General features: G+C 42.8%; 17 protein-coding genes. 10 read left to right on the top strand and 7 right to left on the bottom strand.

The annotated features are described in order from the left end of the window. Window positions 1-73 precede the first annotated feature (73 nt). The 7 genes from O3603_RS01965 to O3603_RS01995 all read left to right on the top strand — a co-directional run bounded on the left by O3603_RS01965 (window position 74) and on the right by O3603_RS01995 (window position 6,584). Window positions 74-292: a hypothetical protein gene (locus O3603_RS01965; RefSeq protein ID WP_371520028.1), complete on the top strand. Its 219-nt coding sequence runs from the start codon at window positions 74-76 to the stop codon at window positions 290-292. Window positions 293-338: 46 nt separating this feature from the next. Beyond that, window positions 339-1,979 (top strand): hypothetical protein, encoded by a 1,641-nt coding sequence (locus O3603_RS01970; protein ID WP_371520031.1) that lies wholly within the window; start codon window positions 339-341, stop codon window positions 1,977-1,979. A 132-nt stretch (window positions 1,980-2,111) separates the two neighbouring features. Further along, window positions 2,112-2,360: a hypothetical protein gene (locus O3603_RS01975; RefSeq protein ID WP_371520034.1), complete on the top strand. Its 249-nt coding sequence runs from the start codon at window positions 2,112-2,114 to the stop codon at window positions 2,358-2,360. A gap of 70 nt (window positions 2,361-2,430) precedes the next feature. Next, window positions 2,431-2,898, top strand: a complete 468-nt coding sequence (locus O3603_RS01980) for a DNA-binding protein (protein ID WP_371520037.1) — start codon at window positions 2,431-2,433, stop codon at window positions 2,896-2,898. A gap of 572 nt (window positions 2,899-3,470) precedes the next feature. Continuing rightward, window positions 3,471-5,558, top strand: coding sequence for a S8 family serine peptidase (locus O3603_RS01985; protein WP_371520040.1), 2,088 nt, complete (start codon window positions 3,471-3,473; stop codon window positions 5,556-5,558). A gap of 131 nt (window positions 5,559-5,689) precedes the next feature. Further along, a complete protein-coding gene (gene fldA / locus O3603_RS01990; protein WP_288953413.1) occupies window positions 5,690-6,178 on the top strand; it encodes a flavodoxin FldA in 489 nt (162 codons plus the stop codon). 46 nt (window positions 6,179-6,224) lie between these two features. Next, a complete protein-coding gene (locus O3603_RS01995; RefSeq protein WP_009434826.1) occupies window positions 6,225-6,584 on the top strand; it encodes a DUF2023 family protein in 360 nt (119 codons plus the stop codon). Window positions 6,585-6,910: 326 nt separating this feature from the next. Here the strand turns inward: O3603_RS01995 and O3603_RS02000 are convergent, their stop codons facing one another. The 3 genes from O3603_RS02000 to O3603_RS02010 form a co-directional block, all read right to left on the bottom strand. Further along, the gene (locus tag O3603_RS02000) at window positions 6,911-8,170 is read right to left on the bottom strand and encodes a nucleotide sugar dehydrogenase (RefSeq protein ID WP_371520043.1); all 1,260 of its coding nucleotides are present in this window, start codon (window positions 8,168-8,170) and stop codon (window positions 6,911-6,913) included. A 105-nt stretch (window positions 8,171-8,275) separates the two neighbouring features. After that, a complete protein-coding gene (locus tag O3603_RS02005) occupies window positions 8,276-9,001 on the bottom strand; it encodes a nitroreductase family protein (protein WP_371520045.1) in 726 nt (241 codons plus the stop codon). Window positions 9,002-9,180: 179 nt separating this feature from the next. Continuing rightward, on the bottom strand, window positions 9,181-10,686 hold the full coding sequence (locus tag O3603_RS02010; protein ID WP_288953407.1) for a glutamine synthetase family protein: 1,506 nt from the start codon (window positions 10,684-10,686) through the stop codon (window positions 9,181-9,183). A gap of 129 nt (window positions 10,687-10,815) precedes the next feature. Here O3603_RS02010 and O3603_RS02015 point away from each other — a divergent pair, with 129 nt between their 5' ends. Then, entirely contained in the window at window positions 10,816-11,346 is a 531-nt protein-coding gene (locus O3603_RS02015; protein ID WP_371520047.1) for an N-acetyltransferase, read from the top strand. Between the two features lie 263 nt (window positions 11,347-11,609). On the opposite strand, the gene O3603_RS02020 is transcribed toward O3603_RS02015, so the two are convergent. Next, window positions 11,610-12,284, bottom strand: a complete 675-nt coding sequence (locus tag O3603_RS02020; RefSeq protein WP_371520050.1) for an MgtC/SapB family protein — start codon at window positions 12,282-12,284, stop codon at window positions 11,610-11,612. A gap of 203 nt (window positions 12,285-12,487) precedes the next feature. Here O3603_RS02020 and hemN point away from each other — a divergent pair, with 203 nt between their 5' ends. Together hemN and hemG are read left to right on the top strand one after the other, a co-directional pair. Continuing rightward, window positions 12,488-13,852, top strand: a complete 1,365-nt coding sequence (gene hemN, locus O3603_RS02025; protein WP_371520053.1) for an oxygen-independent coproporphyrinogen III oxidase — start codon at window positions 12,488-12,490, stop codon at window positions 13,850-13,852. A 71-nt stretch (window positions 13,853-13,923) separates the two neighbouring features. After that, complete coding sequence (hemG, locus tag O3603_RS02030; RefSeq protein ID WP_371520056.1) at window positions 13,924-15,285, top strand: protoporphyrinogen oxidase; 1,362 nt, start codon at window positions 13,924-13,926, stop codon at window positions 15,283-15,285. 107 nt (window positions 15,286-15,392) lie between these two features. On the opposite strand, the gene O3603_RS02035 is transcribed toward hemG, so the two are convergent. The 3 genes from O3603_RS02035 to O3603_RS02045 all read right to left on the bottom strand — a co-directional run bounded on the left by O3603_RS02035 (window position 15,393) and on the right by O3603_RS02045 (window position 21,221). After that, a complete protein-coding gene (locus tag O3603_RS02035; protein ID WP_371520059.1) occupies window positions 15,393-17,702 on the bottom strand; it encodes a TonB-dependent siderophore receptor in 2,310 nt (769 codons plus the stop codon). 224 nt (window positions 17,703-17,926) lie between these two features. Next, the gene (locus O3603_RS02040; RefSeq protein ID WP_371520062.1) at window positions 17,927-19,135 is read right to left on the bottom strand and encodes an MFS transporter; all 1,209 of its coding nucleotides are present in this window, start codon (window positions 19,133-19,135) and stop codon (window positions 17,927-17,929) included. A 28-nt stretch (window positions 19,136-19,163) separates the two neighbouring features. Continuing rightward, window positions 19,164-21,221: a TonB-dependent receptor gene (locus O3603_RS02045; protein WP_371520064.1), complete on the bottom strand. Its 2,058-nt coding sequence runs from the start codon at window positions 21,219-21,221 to the stop codon at window positions 19,164-19,166. Window positions 21,222-21,223: the final 2 nt, after the last annotated feature.

The raw sequence follows: 21,223 nt of genomic DNA on the forward strand, positions 1-21,223 counted from the left end.
CCCTCTTGAACTCTGTGACACGAAGTAAAGCAAGTGAGAATCATTAATAATAACTATTTTTAAAATCAGGTAAATGGAGAAAACAAATGAAAGAAAAGTCTATTGTGTACCTCAATGCACGTGGCTTGAACTAGCAGAAGACGAATTAATGCGAGGCACATCGTTTGAGAACCCTGGTAGCGGTGGCGGCAGTGGTCATGCTTCAGCAGGTGACAGCGGCGGGTTAAACGCCAAAGCACATTCTTTCTTTGAGGATGAAGACGAGAACGAAGAAGTGGAATGGAAAGAATAAAGATAGCTTTCCACCCAAGTAATAAACAAATTAAAACAGAATAATAATGACTAAGAAAAGTATTTATTTCGGCACACTCTTGTTGACTGCACTCGCCTTTGGCAGTTGCGCCAACGATGACACTGCCACAGATAAGACAGCAGGTAAGGACACACCAAAGACAGGTACTGTGTTCTCATCAGAGGATGAACCTTCAACTCGTACATCAGCCACTTACACTGGCAGTGGACTTGATTTCTATTGGACTGCAAACGATAAGATTTGGGTAAAGGATGACAACAATACTTATCACCAAAGCTCAGAAGATGATATTGCTTCTCGTATTGCAGCAGTCCCCGGTAGCACAACAACTGCCAAAGCGAAGTTCTGGGTAAACGGTACTTATACAGGTTCTACACACAAAGTACGTTACACAGGTAATAGCGGATCAAGTGATAAGGTGATTATCAAGGCTTCACAGGCACAAAGCACTCCTAACGATGCTGCCCACATTGCAGACGATGGCGACTTTGGTGTAGCTGATGCAACAGGTAGCGGAAAGTACAGCTTTACTTTAAATCATAAGGCTGCGTATGTAACTTTTATGCCTTATACAGCACAAGGAGTAATTGCAGGAGCAAAGCTACAAAAGATTCGCATTTATACCAATAATACATCTGATCAACTTGCAGGTACTTTTGACTTAGCTGATAATGGAACGTTAAGCAATGGTACAACTACCTCAAACAGCGTAGAATTGAATGTAAGTAACTTCTCTATTCCCAGCGTTTCTACTTATACTACCAATGGTGCTACAATGGTTGTAAAGCCAGGTACTTATAACAATCTGACAATAGAATACACCTTGCATGATGCTGTAACCAATGTTACGGGAGTAATCACCAAAACATATCCATCTGTAACCTTTGATGCAGGTAAAAATACACCAGTAAAAGCTGATTTAAAGGTTAGAATATATCCAGGAAATAACTATTACATGTGGGATGCCCAGCAATATTATTGGGCAGGACATGAGTGGGATTCAGCAGATCCTTGGCAGCCTACAAAGAATAATGATTATAACGCTAACTATCCACAGGCAGGAGATCCACTTAATCGTTATTATAATAACACTTTAGCAGGCTATACAGATCCAACAGGTGTTGCTCCTGCAGTCGAGCCTACTACAGCCCTTTTTAAAGATCTTATGAATGCTAATACAGTCCTTTGGTATATTAATCAGGGTGATCCTTATTATGATAATAAAACGCTTTGGGCAACTATGGGACATCTATACACTGGCGGTATGTGGTTAAAGAAACTGGAAAAGATAGGTGATGCTCAAACGCCTACTAAGACGGTAGCAGAATTAAAGGGTGCTGCTCCTGATAGAGTTGATTATACGCGTTCTCTGATTTACCCTGGGGGACACCCTATAGGTAAGAATACAAGTCTTACGGCAGGTATTCCTAGTAACTCATCTGATTATTTTTATCTCCCATTCCTAGGTTGCTATTATATTGGTCAGCAACAGGCTGTTGGTGGTGCTGGCATATATTGGCTGTCTACTCCAGCAAGTGATAGTCACGCTCAAACCGCATATATATTTTTTGTTACAAGTAATCAAGTATTTTTTAGTGAAGCTGATAGATATAATGGCTATACAATTTTGAAGACTACCAACGAAGACGAATACCGCCCATTCTAAATTGGATGATATTTACTTTCATTATATAAAGACGGCTGTCTTCCTTATATCAAGGTGACGGTCTTCATATAATGAAGCGTGATGTCTTCATATAAGGAATAGAAATAGATTGATTAAATGAAAGCTAGTTGGATGATAAAAGCAAGTAAATCTTATGGTATCAAGTTATCCACACAGCATGGACAGAAGAGAACATCTGTCCTTTCACGAGTGGTAGGTTTACGGATACTTATTGATTACTTTTTGTACCCAGCGAACAACTATAATCGTACCCAGCGAGGAAGTACAATCGTACCCAGCGAATGGGTAGGGGGTCTACCCAACGGGCAGGGTACGACGCTACCCAGCAGCTGGGTACAAGACGACCCAACCGCTGGGTAGAAAACACATGAAAAAGATCAATGTAATGTTGATATATAGTATCTAATGTTTAATTAAAAGCTTAAAGAAAATGCTAGATTTTAAAGTTGCGCCTCGTAAGGCGACAATGGGAAAAATGAAGGGTAAGACGGTGTATATTGCCGTACCGAAAGGTCAACAGAAGATCTCACCCGAAATGGTGTTGGAACGCATTGTTCGTGAGACCTCATTGACGGAGGGTGATGCACGGAATGTGATTATCACGCTGCGTAACATTATCTCGGACTGTGCACGCATGGGAACAGGCTTAGACCTCGGCGATATTTTCTCGTTGCGTGTGAATGTGCCCTCAAAGATGGAGGAGGACGAGAAGGACGTGTGTGCTAAGAGCCTTAAAGCTCCGAGGTTGACATTGACTTGGAAGAGTCCGGTGCGTAAAGCGTTAAAGGAGTTGCAGGTTGATGTGGATAATCCAGCGAGGAGGAAACAAGGCCTCACCCCCGCCCCCGAGCCAAAAGAAAAGGAGAATAAAGAAGAGGGAGGACCAGTGGCTGGTTAGGAAAGAAAGCCTCCCCAAGCCCCTCCGAAGGAGGGGATGTTCTTATTGGATATAGTTTGAAACAACTAGAGATATGTGAGCGGATTAAGGACATCCCCTCCTTCGGAGGGGCTTGGGGAGGCTTTCTTTAGTGTCGGCTTTTACCACGGGAGCATTTAAGATTGGTTCAGGGTATCAATCGTTCTGTAATAAGACAATCGATTATATTAATTGTGAAATTAATGTCTTTCAAAACTAGTGTATTAATTTGGTTCTCTCGCTTCTGTGGTACGGCCTCACCCCCAGCCCCTCTCCTACAGAGAGGGGGGCGCCTAACGGGGTGAGGCTTTTGTGTGAGACAGAGGAACATGGGAGTTAGAGACATAATGCATAAAGACATATTTTTTCAATGACATAAGTTTTGGAGACAGAGTAACAGATGAACACGAGGTTGTAGTAACATATTTTTTTGGATGCTGGATAACATCTTTTGCCTATCTCATTTATTTTTTGTTCCTTTGCAAGGTGAATAATCACGAATAGAGATGGTGATGATATTGCCAGGAATAGATTAACCCGCAAATAAGAAATAAATGTATAGGATTCTTTTATCCCTCATCTTTTTGTTATCAGTATGCAAACTCGAAGCACAGCGACCCTCTTTTGATAAGATGTCGCCCTTTGTGCGGGAAGCAATGGTGGATGAATTGACAACTAGACGGCTCACTCGTTCTGTTGGAGATCAGCGTATATTGACAGCATTTGTGCGTATCAATGGAGATGCGGAGAAGGTCTTGCATAGATATGGATGTCGTGAGTTAGCACGTGTCGGGGATATTAGTATTGCTGCTATTCCACTTGATAAACTAGGCGAACTGTCGCTTTGTAAGCAGGTAACTAAGATAGAATCGGGCAAACGGTGTAGTGTTCAAATGGATACAACAGCGGTAGTGATTAATGCTCTGCCTGCTCAACAAGGAGTGGATTTCTCGCAGGCTTATACAGGTAAAGGCGTTGTTGTGGGTGTACAAGATATTGGTTTCGATCTGACACATCCTACTTTCTATTCTGCAGATATGAGCAGATATCGCATTAAGGCAATGTGGGATCAGTTGTCAAAGGATAGTGTTGGTACAGGACTTTATGTAGGTCGTGACTATGTGGGAGAGCAGGCTTTATTGCAAGTTGGGCACCCCGTTGATGGCTTGACAGAGACTCATGGAACGCATACAGCAGGTATAGCTGCAGGAAGTGGGGCAGAGGGCAATGGCGTGGTATCGCCTTATCGCGGTATTGCTTACGATGCAGATTTGGTCTTAGTGGATAATGCTGCAGGGGATAATGTTAAGTATATAGATCCAAAAGACTATTATAAATTCACTTATGCAACCGATGCTTTGGGTTTTAAATATATCTTTGATTATGCCGACCAACAGCGTAAGCCATGTGTAATAAACTTCAGTGAAGGAAGTACGCAGGATGTTCATGGTTATGACCAATTATATTATGAATTACTCTCGTCACTGACAGGACCAGGGCATATCATAGTATCTTCAGCAGGAAATAATGGTGCCAAGCGTTCTTATATACATAAGCCAGCTGGGCAGGAGAAGGCAGGAACCTTTCTTGTTGGCGAACCGCATACGGCTTCTTTCACGTGTACATCGGTAAAGCCATTTGTCTTCCGTACTACTATATATAATGTGGCAAATGGTCCGAAAGTATTTGATATTCCTACAACAAAGGTGTGTGCTGCCCGAGACTCATTGTTTACAGACTCTGTTGTTATTGATGGAAAGAAATATTTGTGGAAGGTTCTTGCCTATCCAAATAGTTATAACCACACAAAGACAGCCTATGACTTTCTCATTAAGTCTACCGCTTTAGGACAGAGTACGAGTGTATCCTTACAATTAGTAGGGAGGGATGCTGACATCGAACTCTATCGTATGTCTGGTGACCTGCAAACCAATTCTTTGGATCCAAGTCTCAATGCTGGTGAATTTACACATAGTATCTTCTCGCCGTCAAGTGCACCATGTGTCATATCTGTTGGAGCGACAGGCTATCGCACAAGTTTTATAAACTATTTGAGTGAGAAGAAGGTTTATAATAATGGTGAACATGGTGCTCGTGCACCTTTTTCAGCCGTTGGTCCGACCTTTGATGGTCGAGTGAAACCAGATGTTATGGCTCCAGGACAGAATATAATCTCAGCTTATAGCTCGTTCTATATTAGTACTCCAACGAGGGAGGATGGCTCTGCTAAGAATGATATTAAGAGTGATGTCCGCCACTTTGAGTATAATGGTCGCACGTATGCATGGAATGCGAATGCGGGTACATCAATGTCTGCTCCAGTTGTTACAGGTGCTATCGCACTATGGTTAGAGGCTAATCCAAAGTTGACACCAGCGGATTGTATAGACATCTTCAAGCAGACTTGTACGCATTATGATACGTCACTTTCTTATCCTAATAACCTCTATGGATATGGTCAGATAGATGTAACTAAGGGCTTGAAGGAGGTTTTGCGCAAACAAGCATTAGGTATTACGAAGATAGAAAAGGTTGTGACAGATGACCATATATACCTTTTGGATGGACGATGTGTTGGTACTTCGATAGAGAATCTACCCAAAGGTATATACATAAAGAATGGCAGAAAGTTCGTAAAGTGAAACTTACAGCTCCCTAAAAGTAGGTATTTTGCATAAACCATTACTTTTAGGTATTGCAGATAATAGTTTTTCATCGTATCTTTGCAATCGTAAATAATAAACAAACAAGAAATTAAATCAGTAAAAGAAATATGAAGAAGACAATTGTTGTTTACGGTTCATCAACCGGTACATGTGAAGCTATTGCAAACACAATCGCTGAGAAGTTAGGTGTTGAAGCTATTAACGTATCAGACTTTAATGCTGATGTTGTAGCAGAAAATGATAATCTTATCCTTGGTACTTCAACATGGGGTGCAGGAGAATTACAGGACGATTGGTATGATGGTATCAATGTATTGAAAGAAGCCGACCTATCTGGTAAGACTGTAGCAATCTTTGGCTGTGGTGATGCTGAAAGCTATTCTGATACTTTCTGCGGTGGTATGAAGGAGATTTATGACGCTGCACAAGGTGCTAACATCCTCCCAGGTGTATCAACAGAGGGTTATACATTCGATGATAGCGAGGCTGTTGTTGATGGTAAGTTTGTTGGTCTTGCATTGGATGATGTTAACGAGGATGACCAAACAGAAGGTCGTATCGATGCATGGTTAGAGGCTATCAAGCCAGCATTGTAATCTAGCAAGAAGATTTATCTTACATTATATAGAAGGGATAACTATGATGACGGATATGATGACAGCCGATATGAAGGTCTTGATGAATCACATCTATGAGTATCAGAAAGGGGTTCGACAGATGGTTCTCTATACTTGTAACAAAAAGTATGAAGCATTTGCAACACTCCGACTTGAGCATCAGAATATCCCTTATATCATTCAACCAGTTGGCAAAGATCGCATGAATCTGTTCTTCGGACGCAAGGAATGCCTTGATGCCATTCGGTTAATGGTAACGAAACCCCTTAACCAACTATCACCTGAAGAAGATTTTATTCTCGGTGCAATGTTGGGTTATGACATACGTGTGCAGTGCGAGCGGTACTGCGAGCGCAAGTGTCGTACTTGTAAATGTGCGACATAAGCCATAATTATTAAGTGATAATCTTGTTCGCGAAATAAATTATTTCATAATGTTTTTGTATTATAAATGGGCTTGTCGTGAGATAAGCCCTTTTAGTATTTAAGGCTTTTATCTTTCCTTTGAAAGATCGAATAAATGAATATCTTAGGCTTGGATACCTTTGTAGGAATGGTATTTCCCATTCGTATATATAAGAATTTGTGTTTAAATCATTATTCTTTAGGATGAAATTAGACTATTGTGTGTGATAGAAGTGACAGCAAAAATGAAAAAAACACCAAATGATTACTCACTTGGTGCTTGCTATTTCGGGGGAGAAAGGAGTATTAATCTCGTCTGAAGATATCTCTTGTATAGACTTTTTCTTTTACGTCGTCCAAGCATTTGTCATATCGATTCGCAATGATTGCATGGCAACGTTGCTTGAAATCATCAAGATTATTGACTACCAAACTACCAAAGAATGTGGCGCCATCTTCTAGTGTTGGCTCATAGATAATTACCTGTGCTCCCTTTGCTTTAATGCGTTTCATGACTCCTTGGATTGAACTTTGGCGGAAGTTATCACTATTCGACTTCATCGTTAGTCGGTATACTCCGATAACACATTCCTTCTCTTCATCGGGGTTATAATCGCCTCGATCGTAATAATCATAGTAACCAGCCGTGTGTAATACTTGGTCGGCAATAAAGTCCTTACGTGTGCGATTGCTTTCTACGATAGCCTGGATAAGATTCTCGGGAACATCTGCGTAATTAGCTAGCAACTGCTTCGTATCCTTTGGTAAACAATAACCGCCATATCCAAATGATGGATTGTTATAGAAAGAGCCGATACGTGGATCGAGGCAAACTCCTTGGATAATGTTCGATGTGTCAAGTCCTTTCACTTCTGCATAAGTGTCCAATTCGTTGAAATAACTTACACGTAATGCAAGGTAGGTATTGGCAAATAGCTTTACAGCTTCAGCCTCGGTAAGCCCCATGAAGAGGGTAGGGATATTCTCTTCGATAGCTCCTTCTTGTAATAATTGGGCAAAGAGATGAGCGGCACGATCGAGTCGCTCGTTACCTTCTGGACGTCCAACAATGATACGACTGGGATAAAGATTATCATACAAAGCCTTACTTTCACGCAGAAACTCTGGTGCAAAGAGAATATTCTCGCAGTTATATTTCGTTCGAATGTTCTCTGTGTAGCCCACAGGAATGGTAGACTTAATCACCATGATGGCATTAGGATTTACCTTCTTCACCACTTCGATGACTTCTTCCACATGACGTGTGTCAAAGTAATTCTTGACAGGATCATAGTTTGTTGGTGTGGCGATGACTACAAAGTCGGCATCTTTATAAGCCGTCTCTGCATCCATCGTAGCTGTAAGATTCAGTTTCTTTTCAGCTAAATACTGCTCAATATAATCATCTTGAATCGGTGAACGACGATTGTTAATTAGCTCAACCTTCTCCTTTATTACGTCAACAGCCATTATTTGATGGTGCTGGCTCAGTAACGTAGCAATGCTGAGACCGACATAACCAGTCCCAGCAACAGCAATCTTTAAGTCTTTTATATCCTTATCCATGTCTATTGTTCAGATTATTTGCAAAGATACTTCTTTTCTCTGAAAAACATCAAAGAAGATGATAAAAACTTATTCTTCCGTTATAGACATGTATCGAATGAATCCTTAAACGTGGTGATATGTTTCTTTGAAAGGACGACGATAACGGGCACCCCATACGCCATCAGTTGCACGGATACCACAAGTAATAACCATACTAACCTCTGCGTTGTAAGGAAGATTTAATGCTTTCTTCACCAAAAGACTATCGAACCCTTCAAGAGGACAGGTGTCATAGCCAGCCTCACTCATAGCTAACATAAATGTCTGAGCGGCTAATGCGCAACTCTTATGTACGCTGACACGCAGGTCACCTTCGCTTACTTGTCGTATCATAGGGCGGAATAATCCAACACATTGAGCCAATGTCTTGCGGACAAGTCCCCACAATCCGAAGCAACGAGAGTAAAGAAAAGGTATTAATTTTGTGTAAGACATCTCCTGTTTCTTTATGCGATTCTCTTGCTTTTCGGCGGGACTATAACTCTTGATATTGTTTCTTTCAAATGCAAGTGCAGCTTGCGCATGCTCTTTATATTGATCTTGACGAGTGACAAACACAACCATCTGTTGTGCTGAACGTGCCGATAACTGATCCAAACAAGCATGGGATAACTCCTTCAAAACATTCTTATCTGTGACATGATAAGCCTCCCAAAGTTGCATGTTAGAACTTGTTGGAGCTAAGGTTGCCTGTTCTATACAATTTCTTACTACTGCTTTATCAATTGGCTTATCAACATCATAATGTCTAACAGCCCTTCTGTGATTCAAAATATCCAGTAAACTCATTATCTTTTAAACTTTGATTTGCATATAGAAAGGCAAAGTATGTGCCAATGTTAAGCATATATTGCAGTCTTATGTCTATGTGTCAAGAGAAGATAAAGGCGTTTAGAATAAAAGAGAATCCCAGGTAACTCATTTGTTATCTGGGACTCGTTCTATAGGGAAAGACCTATTTATGGGTATTATCCGCAGTGGAAGTACTGACGAACAAGCTTTTCCATCATCATTTCTTTACCTTCAATATCCTGGCGCAAAGTGCGATCGTTGAAGGAACGAAGTTGTTTGATGATACCATCAATCATAGCAGGAGAGAATACATCATGCTCTTCATAAACCTTACGTTGACGCTCTAAGCAATCAGCTGACGCCGCACAACTATCAGGTAATTGTGCTAAGGTGGCATAACGCTCGGCATTCTTTGGATCGTGAATATCACCATCTGCGAAGGTCCTTTCGGCTTCTTCTTCTGCATTTGCCATCTCGAAACCATGACGACAAGCAACACAAAGACCTGCCAAGAGCTGATAGATGTCAGCAGAAGCGTCTGGTGAACGCATCTCAACAGTTTGTTTACCAGAGTAATCACGCTGTGTGAGTGGCTCAATCTCATTGGCTTTATGGCACATATCTTCACCTGAAGTCCAACCTAAAGGCACACGAACAAGTACAGAACGATTGCTCATACCCCAGCAAACATTCGTTGGAGCTTCCTGATGTGGCACGAGGCGGAAGTAAGATGTTGGGTTTTTATTGCCGAAGGCAGTGATACTCTCTGCCAGATCCATCATACCAGCAATAGCCTTGCGAGCGTCCAATGACAACTTACCATTGTCTAACATCATGTTCTTTCCATCCTTCATTATGCGCATGTGGATGTGCATTCCTGAACCAGCCTTACCCACTGTTATCTTCGGAGCAAAGGTAACATCGAGTCCTTCTTCATAGCCAAGACTACGGATAATCCACTTAGCAATGAGCAACTGTTCGGCACATTCATTGGCAGGAACAGGCAAGAACTCTATTTCGTTCTGCTCATAACAGCGTCCATTCTCCACGAAGTTGCCCACTTCAGAGTGCCCGTATTTGATCTTACCACCACATTCTGCAATCAACTGCATAGCACGCATGCGGAAGTCATTACCCTTAGAGAAGGGCGAACTCTCGTGATATCCATGCTGATCATCAGCTGGGAAAACACCTTCATCATCGCGGATAACATAGTATTCCAACTCTCCCATTGCATGGAACTCCATGCCTGTAACCTTCTTAAAGGCAGCCATTGCCTTGCAAAGAGTGTGCTCGGGTGATGATGCGAGAGGGTTTCCGTCACGATCAAAGAATGAGCAGAGCATACAAAGAGTAGGTATTTCTGAGAACGGATCAATGAATGCCGTTGAGAAACGAGGCATAACATAAAGGTCACTACTAGCCGCAGCTATAAAGCTGAAAAGTGACGATCCGTCCACACGTTCACCACTAGTTAGGATTGTCTCCAAGTACTCTGGTGAGTGAAGCATAAAGTTTAAGGTCTTCAATCGACCATCACCAGCGGGATACATAAAGTTTATCATTCTGATGTTCAAGTCACTTACAACCTGCTTGATGTCATCTTTTGTAAACTCGTGTGCATTCTTTTTAAGGTGCGCCTCCAGCCTATTAGCTGAACGCAAAGTAAGGTTATTCTCCATTGTCTATGCTTGTTAAAGTTAGTATTCGATTCTGTGGACAAAAATACATATTAATTCTCTCATTCGCAATTATCTTTGATGTTTTCTTCATATCTTTGTATTAACGTTTTATAAAAGTGACATAATCGTATGCAGAAAATAGATTTTGAGCACCATTCTGATAGGCGAACTATTCGCAAAGCAAGTATGGATGACTTACCAATTATTATGGATTTTCTGCGGCAGGGAAGGGAGAAGATGATAGCAGCTGGTAATCTTTGTCAGTGGAGAAAGGGCTATCCTGCGCAACAGACAATAGAGCAGGATATACAGCGAAACGGCTCTTTCTTGCTTTGTGAGAATGATATTCCCATTGCAACTTTTGCTTTCTTGCCAGGACCAGAGCCCACCTATTCTTATATAGAAGGTGGTCATTGGTTGGATGATAGTCCGTATTATGTTATCCATCGAGTGGCTTCTATGGATGGAGTTCATGGTATTATGGCGGACATCATCGCCTATTGTTCTTCCGTAGCTCATGCTCTTCGCATAGATACTCATGCTGATAATCGCCCCATGCAAAAGGCTTTGTCTCGGCTAGGTTTTGCTTATTGTGGTGTCATTTACTTACAAAGTGGGGACAGCCGAATGGCATTCCAGAAGATTACAAGTGCTTTGTAATACTTCTCCAAGTGCTTTGTAATGGTATTACAAGCCTCTTGTACAGATTCTGGAGATGGTGGTTTCGAGTTGAAAAGTTAACGAGTAGACAAGTAAACGGGTTGTTTGTTAGGTTGACAAGTTTACGAATAGACAAGTAGACGAGTTGTTTGTTAGGTTGACAAGTTTACGAATAGACAAGTAAACGGGTTGTTTGTTCTATTTGAAATGAGGCTATTTACTCCCCTCTCCATTCGGAGAGGGGTGGGGGTGAGGCTTCATTTCTATTCCATTGTCTCTACCGTCACGTCCTTAAACTCTGCCATAAAGTTGAGCAAATGACTTTGGTAATGATTTCGCTTTACCTTCATCTCCATTGTGACTAGGTAGTAATGACCTGACGAAGTGTCTTTGCGATTCATCTCATAAGAGTCTATTATCACCTCTTTCTCACGTAATTGCTGTAGAACAAGCTTTATATTCTGCTCTTTCGGAGTGCTGAATGTAACACTAATATTACGTGTTCCGAAGTGCTGTAAGATGAAATAAAGGGCTTCCAAACATAGGATAACGAGGATAGTTGTTGCGATAGAGAGTACGTACATACCAGCTCCTGCCGTCATTCCAATGGCAGATGTTACCCATAAACCTGCCGCTGTGGTAAGTCCTCTCACTACATGTTTCTGAAAGATAATTGTTCCTGCACCAATAAAACCAATTCCTGTGACAACCTGTGACGCAATACGACTGGGGGCGAGTGATACATGCTCGTGCATACTTAGTGCGTCACTGAATCCGAATTGGGATAGAACCATAAACAAACCACTGCCCAACGCCACCAAGAAATGCGTGCGAAAGCCTGCTTCTTTCGCACGATATTCACGTTCCAGTCCGATAGCTCCACCCAACATAGCTGCTATAAACAGCCGTAATATGAACTCAGAAGTTGTTATATTCATGATGTTTATCTTTTAAGTAAATTAGGTCTTCGGCACAAAAATACAAAAATAATAATGTAACCTACGCCTTTCTTTGCGAAAAAATACGCCTTTAACCCTTGTAGGGTTATCCTAGAAGTGAAGTGTAAAACGCTTTCCTCATAAATGAGGATTGTTTATGTTAAGGCTTATCCGTACCTTTGTCGGATAATTTATTTCGACGAATGAAGCAAGAACTAATTGATAAATACAATGTGTCTGTACCTCGTTATACGAGTTATCCGCCCGCTAACTTCTTCCGTCCTTTTACAGGAGAAGAGTATCTGAAAGAGGTTGATTATAGCAATGAGGTGCGTGAAAAGAACCTTTCCTTCTATTTCCACATGCCTTTCTGTCGCCGTCTTTGCCATTATTGTGGCTGTAATTCCTATCCAATGGCTAAGGAGGAGCGGATTGAAGAATATGTGCAAGCGTTGCATAAAGAGATAGATCTCGTGGCAGCCCACTTGGATAAGAGTAGGCGTATATCGCAGATTCATTATGGTGGTGGTAGTCCAACTGCTATGCCAGTGAGTGTTTTGAAGGAACTAAATGAGCATTTACTATCCTTGTTCTCAACGATAGAGCAGCCCGAAATCGCCATAGAATGTCACCCTGGTTATCTAACGTCAAAGGACTGGCAAGGCTTGTTGGATGCACGATTTAATCGTTTTAGTCTGGGTATTCAGGACTTCAATGAGGATGTACTAAGGCTCGTTAATCGTACACCTTCTGAATTACCAACGGAAGAGATAGTGGCTATTCTTCGTAGCGCAGGCGTTAGTCTTAATATGGACTTCCTTTTTGGTTTACCGCTTCAGACGTCGGATAGCTTCAAGAATACAATAGAACGTGCAGTAGCAATGCGCCCCGACCGAGTTACAACCTTTAGTTATGGTCACTGCCCATGGATATTTAAGCGCCAGATGATACTTGAGAAGGCTGGTCTCCCTAGTGCGGAAGAGAAGGCATTGATGTTCCAAAAGGCTAAAGAGGTACTGCATGAGGCAGGTTATCTTAGTGTTGGTCTGGATCATTTTGTGCTCCCTAATGATGAACTATCTGAGGCTTTGCGGTCGCATAGATTACATCGTAACTTCCAAGGTTATTGTACTCGTCGCACAACAGGACAAGTGTATGCCTTTGGCGTAACAGGTATTAGTCAGTTAGATACAGCCTATGCCCAGAATACAAAATCTATAGATGAATATATTGCAGAGGTCACAAAGGGCACATTACCTATTCGCAAAGGTTACCAACTAACACCTAGAGAACGAATTGTACGTGAGGTCATAGAGCGTTTGATGTGTAACTATCATCTTGATTGGACAAATCTTGCAGAGGATTTGGCAATATCTGTTGATGAGGTGAAAAGGGCTATCAATTATGATGTAGAACGCCTGCAAGAGATGGAACGTGATGGTATTCTTCGTTTGACAGAACATACGTTGGAGATGACAGGAGAGGGCAATCCCTTTGTTAGAACAGTGGCTGCAGCACTCGATCCAATGATGATAGACACTGATAAGAAGTTCTCAAAACCGATATAAAAAACCTTATATCTCACCCTTACTTTATTGAAAGAAGAGTGGGCGAGAGGCTTCTATAGAAGATAAATAATATGGAACAACAAAGAAAGATAGTTGTGGTTGGCGCCGGACTTACTGGTCTTACTTGTGCCGCCCACCTGCGTCATAAAGGTCAGGATGTTGTGGTACTGGAGGCGGCTGAGCGTATTGGTGGACTCATGCAGACGGAAGAGATAGACGGCTTCATTATGGAACAAGGACCGAGTACGGGTACTATTAAATATCCAGAGGTGGCTGAACTCTTCGATATGTTAGGCGATGATTGTGCGCTAGAGGTGGCACAGCGTTCTGCTAAGTGCCGTTTGATATGGAAAGATGGGCGCTTTCGTGCACTGCCTTCTGGACTTTGGTCAGCTATCACAACCCCGCTCTTCACCTTGAAGGATAAGTTCCGCATCCTTGGTGAACCATGGCGTAAGAAGGGAACAGACCCTAACGAGAGTGTTGGAAGCCTTGCTGAACGACGCTTAGGGCGGTCATTTGTGGACTATGCTGTCGACCCTTTCCTCTCTGGTGTGTATGCTGGCGATCCCTATAAGCTACCTACTCGCCTCGCCTTGCCTAAGCTCTATGCTCTAGAACAGCATTATGGGAGCTTTATTAAAGGCTCTATAGCACTGGCAAAACAGCCAAAGACAGCCAGAGACAAGCGTGCGACGAAGGATGTTTTCTCAACGTGTGGAGGATTCCGCAACCTAGTTTCTGCGTTAGGGAGAGTCATAGGTGAGGATAGAATCCTAACGAGTTGCAAGGAGTTAAGAATAGAGCCGTTAGGAGATAAGTGGAAACTAGTTTGGGGCGAGAATACTATAATAGCTGAGCAAGTCATTACCACTTGTCCAGCCTATGCTTTACCCGAGTTATTGGAGTTTTTACCTAAGGAACAGCTCAATGATTTAAGCAACCTTTATTATGCTCCTGTAATAGAGATTGGAGTGGGAATGAGGAATACGGGGCGTGTACATTGGAATGCTTTTGGTGGTTTGGTACCTTCTAAAGAACGCCAGAATGTATTGGGAATCCTTATGCCTTCCGCTTGCTTCGAAGGTCGTTCACCTAAAGAAGGAGCTAATTATGCGTTCTTCATTGGCGGTGCTCGCCATCCAGAATATCTCAATAAGACGGATGAAGAGCTTACGGAATTGGTGAATAAGTCTCTTCATACGATGTTAGGATACCCCGAAGGCACGCGTGCAGACGTTATTCGCATTTATCGACATAGCCATGCTATCCCACAATATATGCCCGAAACAGATGCTAGGCTCCATGCTATTGACACCATAGAACAAGCGCACCCAGGATTGCATATCATAGGTAATCTGAAAGATGGTATCGGGATGGGCGACAGGATTAAGCAAGCTGTGGATATGGCAGATAGGATTAGTTCGATATAAGGAGTTGAAAGGACTGTTAGACAGCCTTATGAATATACGGGAAGGGCTGGATCACCTATTGTGATTCAGCCCTTTTGTTATTTCAGAGAATACTAGTTGCCTATTTGTTAGAAGCGATAAGTCACCGTAGCCTTGATGTTTCGTGGTGCTCCAGGGAATGAGCGGAGCTTGTCGTAACCGCCTACCCAGTAGACTTTATTCATCACATTATCAAGATTCAGTTGTACTTGTAGGTTGCGCAGACGATAGTATAAAGCTGCATTCACCAAGCCATATCCAGGATAAACAATCGTATTCTCACGTCGTCCGACCTGTCCATATCGTTTGGTTACAGCATTCAAGCCGAGTCCGAAACCAAAGTTACGTAGCGCACCAGTAGGAACGATATACTTCGACCATATATTGAAGGCATTTCGTGGAGTATTAGGACGTTGCATACCAAAGTCCTTTTCTGAGTCAGTCGCAGTCTTAGTGATTGCTGCATGTGTATAAGCATAGTTAGCAACGATACTCCAGTTTGGTAAGATGAAGCCTGCTATATCCATTTCTATACCCTTTGATGTTTCTTCACCCACCTGTTCCAATCGTTCTGGGTTGGCTGGGTCATTTGCATTATAGAGCGTGTTACGCTTCTGAAGATGGAAGAAGGAGAGCGTCGTACTGAGCCGTTTGTCGAACCATTCTCCCTTGAGTCCTGCCTCAAACAGTTGGCTATATTCTGGGTCGAAAGGTCCACCTGTATTAGGATTCCCCTGTACAGACGCACTCTGTGGCTCAAACCCCTTTACCCAAGTGCCATATACATTTAAGTTCTGATTAATGGCAACGACTGCACCAATACGTGGTATGAAGGCGTGTTGTGTGGTGCGTGTCTCCTTGTTAGTCTTGTAATTCAAGATATCTGTGAAGTATTCCTGGCGGATACCCAAGAGCAGTTTAACGGGTCCTGCCTCAAGTTGTTCCTGCAGGTAGATGCCGTGAGAATATTGCAAATAAGGCGAGAGAGCCGTTGTTACGAAGATGTATTTAGAGTAGTCACGCTCCACGTTGTTATTATTACTTGTCAAGTCATAATAGGGGACGTTGGTCTTTGGATTACCATCCTTGTCTAGTATGTAGCGTGCAATGTTTGCAGGTTTAAAGGCTGTTGTTGTCGTTCCATCCTTGAGTAGGTATCCGCCAGCAGTCATAGCAGATGAGCCTGCCTGCTGTGCCATTTGGAAGTAATCATAGCCCAGCAGGATGCGATGACGCAGTGTACCCGTTGTCACATTATAGTTGAAATAGGTATTAAAACTATTGTTACGGAAGTGGCGCTGACGTATCAGACATTGCATGAGAATACGTGATGGGCTTTGTGAACCATCTGCTAACTTCACGTAAGCGTTAGCTTGGTTGTGCTCACGTAAGTCCTCATCGTAGGATGAATTCAGGTAAGTGGCATTGAGTGAGAGGTTATCTGTGAACTTGTGAGTCACGCCAAGCGTGATGTTTACAAGGTTCTCTTTCAGGTAGTCATTCGTAGCTGATAGCGAACGGCTAATAGGCACTGAACGCAAGTCACCATCACCAAAGATTGGCTGACCACGGTCCACTTTGCCATCTGTACGCTGATATACAACATCGACATTGAAGCGTGTTCTGTGTGTTGGTAGGAATGAGAAAGAAGGTGCGATGATATAATTCGTGTTCTCTTGTAGGTCACGATAGGAGTCGGTATGCTCGTAACCTAGGTTGAGTCGATAGAGCAAGGTATGCTTCTTATCCAGCGGACCTGTGAAGTCGGCATAGGTGTTCAAGGTGTTGAAACTGCCGACAGTAGTCGATACTGTATTGCGGTTATAGGGCAACGGCTTCTTAGTAACACGGTTGATGACACCTCCTGGTGCTGCGTTTCCAAAGAGGGCTGAAGCAGGACCTTTGATAACTTCTACACGTTCGATGTTAGCCAATGACTGCTGTTTCCAAAGGCTAGTTTGTGCACGCATACCATTGACGAGGTTACCTGAATTTCGGTTACCTGTTGTTCGGAATCCACGGATAGAGAAGTCGTTATAGAAGGTGTAAGGGCTTACGCCACTGATATTCTTCACCACGTCGTTGACAGTCGTTGCACCTTGGTCACGCACAAGTTCCTTTGTTACGTAGCCTATGGACTGCGGAATGTCCTTCAGCGGTGTTTCCGTCTTAGTTCCAATGAATGAGTTTGTGTTCTTGTATGACCTTTCGTTACGTCCAATAACCTCCACGGTTTGTAATGTCTGGTCATGTAAGAACGGGGTGCTCGATAGCGAGTCTTGCATTAGGCTATCTCTTTGCAGTTCCCCTTGCGAGTGCGCTTGCGCATGAATAGGAAGGGCAGCACTATATAATAAGGTACCCGTCAACAATAAGTAAGAATGTAGTCTTGTTAACATGTGATATTTGTATTAATCCTGAAACGTTATATATTTCGCTGTGCAAAAGTATATAAAACAGGTGAATACGGCAATACCTAAGAATAGGTAATATAGTGCGTTTTAGCGACACATACGAGTCAGCTCAGTGACACATATGTGTTACCACCTGTAACACATACGAGTCATTTCATTTACACGTATGTGTCATTTCGGTAACACGTACGTGTCATTTTCGGTTACAATTATGAGTTCTTCTCCCGTCTAAAGGCTATAAGTACATAGATGAGGCTAATGATAGCGACCGCAGTTTCGGCTATGTAGAGACCGCGATAAGCGAAGAGGTGTGCCACGGTTCCCGCTAGTACGGCAACGAGCAGCCCGCTTATATGACTGATTACAATCTGTATCGTGAAGTCTGTACCCTCTCTGCCAGGGCGAACGCATCGCATGGCTGAGGTGTAGAGAACCACGGTAGCTAGTCCGTAACAAGCCTGAATGTAAATGATACCCATGACGAATGCTACCTTATTGAAGTCGGTGAAGGTCATTGCAAGGAAATATACGGGTGCCAGAATGATGAGCCCTGCAATGATGATACGTGCTTTATGTATTCCGATTCGGCGTATGAGTACTCCAGAGAACCATGCCATAATAAAGGAGGCAGTGGTACCAACGATTCCCGTAAGGAAGCCAATCTCCTTCATGTCGTAACCCTTATCAACGAGGTAAGGGCGTAACATGGATAGAATACCTATAATGCCCATGTAATAGAGCATTAGGAATCCTATCTGTGGCCATATTTGCTTACGTGTAAAGAAGCGGAAGATATCCGTCCACTTGGCACGCTCTCGTGGTTTCTCATTCTCTATTTTGATATGAGTATTGAGCAGTAAGGGAATGATCATCATCGTAACAAATAAGGCTAGGCAGGGCACTACGACATTCCAACCATAGCTTTTAAGTAAAATGAGCAATAGTCCTCCACCAATGACAGCGCCTCCGAAAGCTCCCATAGATTGCATACTGTTCAGCATACTATGATCGTGTTTCTTGAAGGCGAGTATGGCAAGCGCATCAGTAGCTATGTCTTGTGTAGCAGAGGCGAGCATGGAGATGCAGGCAAGGATGATGACGAGCGTAATTTCCGAGTGCACATTGATGAGCCCAGTGGCTAAGAGTGCAACGGCATATATCAGTTCCGTGGTGACAATCGTTCGTTTGTAGTCGCCCACTGTTATGCAATGTCGGTCAATGAAGGGCGACCAGAGGAACTTAATCGTCCATGGTAGTCGGACGAGGTTTAGCAGTCCGATGGTTGCAAGACTATATTGCCCTTCCCTCATGATTACCTGTAAGGCTGTCATGAGAAAGGATGAAGGTACCATCTGTGCGATGTATAGACAGAAGAACGTACCGAGACTTAGTTTCTTTGAAGATATACTATTGAACATATGATTCGTTGGTTTTTCTGCCCTAATTCTAGAATGTCACGCTGACAGAAGTTCCGAAGGATAGAGGCTTACCCTTCTGTGCGTAGTTACCCGTTGACATCTTGAAGCCATACGCCATATAGTCAGTTCCCGTTAGATTCTTACCCCATAGATCCCATGTAACTATACCCTTTGTGATACTAACTTTCGCATTGAGCGTTGCATAGAAGTTCTGTCGGACGATGTTATCATCAGCCCAATAGATACGACCGAGACCTGTTAAACCAGCATTAAATACTACCTTATCAAACCATCCAGCCTGCATAATGGTGTAAGTTCCATCTAAGGATAGCGTGTGGTTAGGCACCATAGGAAGTCTATTACCAGAGAAGTCCTCGTTAGCACTCTTCTTGTATTCCAAGTAACGAGCATGGGTGTATCCATAGTTCATTGTGAGCTGTAAACTCTTGATTGGATGATAAGCCATTGAAAGCTCGAAACCCTTGCTATCGGTGTGCCCTGCATTAGCAATCACGTTACCCACACCAGGGACAGTGTAAGTCGTTTGCATGTGTCGCCAGTCAATGTAGAATAAATCAGCCTCGGCTGTCATTCGCCCATTCAAGAACTTCAATCGTGTTCCAACCTCATAGTTCCAGCTGTATTCTGGAGCGTAAGTACGCTCGGCATCAGTTTTGAATATCGTGTTAAATCCGCCTGGCTTATAACCCCTAGTGACACTCGCATAGTAGAGGTTATCCTTGTTTGTGAGATATTGAAGCGTGAACTTAGGTGTGAATTGGCGGAAGCTAGCACTACTAATAAAGTCCCTTACATGAGCCGTTGCGCCTGTTGTAAGCGTCACCTTCTCCTGGTTGTAACTTGTCTTTGCGTGCTCGTAATCAAAGCGTAAACCCGCTGTTGCTGATAAGCCTCTCCATATATTATATGAGCTTTGATGATAGATTGCATAGCCCGTAGTGGGGTTCTTATAGGTAGTAGGCGTTGAGAAATTCCTCGTGTAATAGCTCGTTTCAGCGAATTGGTTGGAATGTAGCAACATACCAAACACGCCAATAATCCATTGGTAACGCCCCTTGTCATTCGACTTTAAGGTGATGTCCTGTGATAACATATTCTGATGATAGCTATTATCAGTGAAGAATATGTCCTTTGGGGTGAAGTCCTGGTCAAGTCCTTGGTGTGATTTGATGAATTGATAAGATGTCTGACTATTGAAACTAATATGCCCGTTCTCATATCGTACATTGAAACCAGTAGAAGAGATAAGACGTTTGTAAGGGCTATTGCGGTTATAACTGATAGGCGATAGCTCATCTTTTACAATGTCATAAGGTGCATAAGGATACCCATTCTGCTTACTAAGTGTGAGCGTACTATTGAGATGGATGAGCCAATTCGTGTTGGGTCTCCAATAGAGTCCTATGCGTCCTTCGCCCTCATTCAGCTTGTCAGCCTTCTCATTTAGGAAGTGATTGGTAAACATACCATCGTTGTGATGATAGGAGATAGCCGTAGATATACCGAATTGATCACTCACTTTTGAATAGTTAGAAGCCTGTGCAACAAAGTCGTTAAACCTTCCATAACCAACTTTGATGCGTGTCTTTTGATAGTCAAGAGGGTTATGTGTGTAGACATTAATAATGCCTGCAATAGAGTTACGCCCGTATAAAGTGCCTTGTGGACCTCGGAACACATCCACGGCGGCAATATCACTGAGGTCAATGTTGAATGCTGATGACTCAAAGTGGGGCACACCATCAACATAGAAGCCCACCGCTGAGCCCTTACTCTTCGAACCTATACCACGGATATATACCGGTGTATTAGCATACGAACCATAGTCAGGCATATAGAAGTTAGGCATAACCGCCGTTAACTCCTTTAGATTCACAATCTGCTGGTTCTGTAATTGCTGAGTGCTAATGGTTGATACTGCCGTAGAGGTTAGGTTTCTCTTGTTTTGCTTAAAGTCAGTTACTACGATCTCATCAAGTGATACGTTCTTGTTCGCTGTTGAGTCAGGGTTTATCCCAGCTGCCCCACTGATAGTTAGGGACGCAAATAATAAGGCATTTAACATAT

It is taken from the genome of Prevotella sp. 20925_1_30 (assembly GCF_041433025.1).
Classification (GTDB): Bacteria; Bacteroidota; Bacteroidia; order Bacteroidales; family Bacteroidaceae; genus Prevotella; species Prevotella vespertina.

Bases quoted from the DNA above. Each gene is read 5' to 3' on its own strand.
- O3603_RS01995 (WP_009434826.1), top strand. From the start codon at position 6,225: ATGACGGATATGATGACAGCCGATATGAAGGTCTTGATGAATCACATC.
- O3603_RS01965 (WP_371520028.1), top strand. From the start codon at position 74: ATGGAGAAAACAAATGAAAGAAAAGTCTATTGTGTACCTCAATGCACG.
- O3603_RS01970 (WP_371520031.1), top strand. From the start codon at position 339: ATGACTAAGAAAAGTATTTATTTCGGCACACTCTTGTTGACTGCACTC.
- O3603_RS01975 (WP_371520034.1), top strand. From the start codon at position 2,112: ATGATAAAAGCAAGTAAATCTTATGGTATCAAGTTATCCACACAGCAT.
- O3603_RS02000 (WP_371520043.1), bottom strand. From the start codon at position 8,170: ATGGATAAGGATATAAAAGACTTAAAGATTGCTGTTGCTGGGACTGGT.
- hemG (WP_371520056.1), top strand. From the start codon at position 13,924: ATGGAACAACAAAGAAAGATAGTTGTGGTTGGCGCCGGACTTACTGGT.
- hemN (WP_371520053.1), top strand. From the start codon at position 12,488: ATGAAGCAAGAACTAATTGATAAATACAATGTGTCTGTACCTCGTTAT.
- O3603_RS01985 (WP_371520040.1), top strand. From the start codon at position 3,471: ATGTATAGGATTCTTTTATCCCTCATCTTTTTGTTATCAGTATGCAAA.
- O3603_RS02005 (WP_371520045.1), bottom strand. From the start codon at position 9,001: ATGAGTTTACTGGATATTTTGAATCACAGAAGGGCTGTTAGACATTAT.
- O3603_RS02040 (WP_371520062.1), bottom strand. From the start codon at position 19,135: ATGTTCAATAGTATATCTTCAAAGAAACTAAGTCTCGGTACGTTCTTC.
- fldA (WP_288953413.1), top strand. From the start codon at position 5,690: ATGAAGAAGACAATTGTTGTTTACGGTTCATCAACCGGTACATGTGAA.
- O3603_RS02010 (WP_288953407.1), bottom strand. From the start codon at position 10,686: ATGGAGAATAACCTTACTTTGCGTTCAGCTAATAGGCTGGAGGCGCAC.
- O3603_RS02045 (WP_371520064.1), bottom strand. From the start codon at position 21,221: ATGTTAAATGCCTTATTATTTGCGTCCCTAACTATCAGTGGGGCAGCT.
- O3603_RS01980 (WP_371520037.1), top strand. From the start codon at position 2,431: ATGCTAGATTTTAAAGTTGCGCCTCGTAAGGCGACAATGGGAAAAATG.
- O3603_RS02035 (WP_371520059.1), bottom strand. From the start codon at position 17,702: ATGTTAACAAGACTACATTCTTACTTATTGTTGACGGGTACCTTATTA.
- O3603_RS02020 (WP_371520050.1), bottom strand. From the start codon at position 12,284: ATGAATATAACAACTTCTGAGTTCATATTACGGCTGTTTATAGCAGCT.
- O3603_RS02015 (WP_371520047.1), top strand. From the start codon at position 10,816: ATGCAGAAAATAGATTTTGAGCACCATTCTGATAGGCGAACTATTCGC.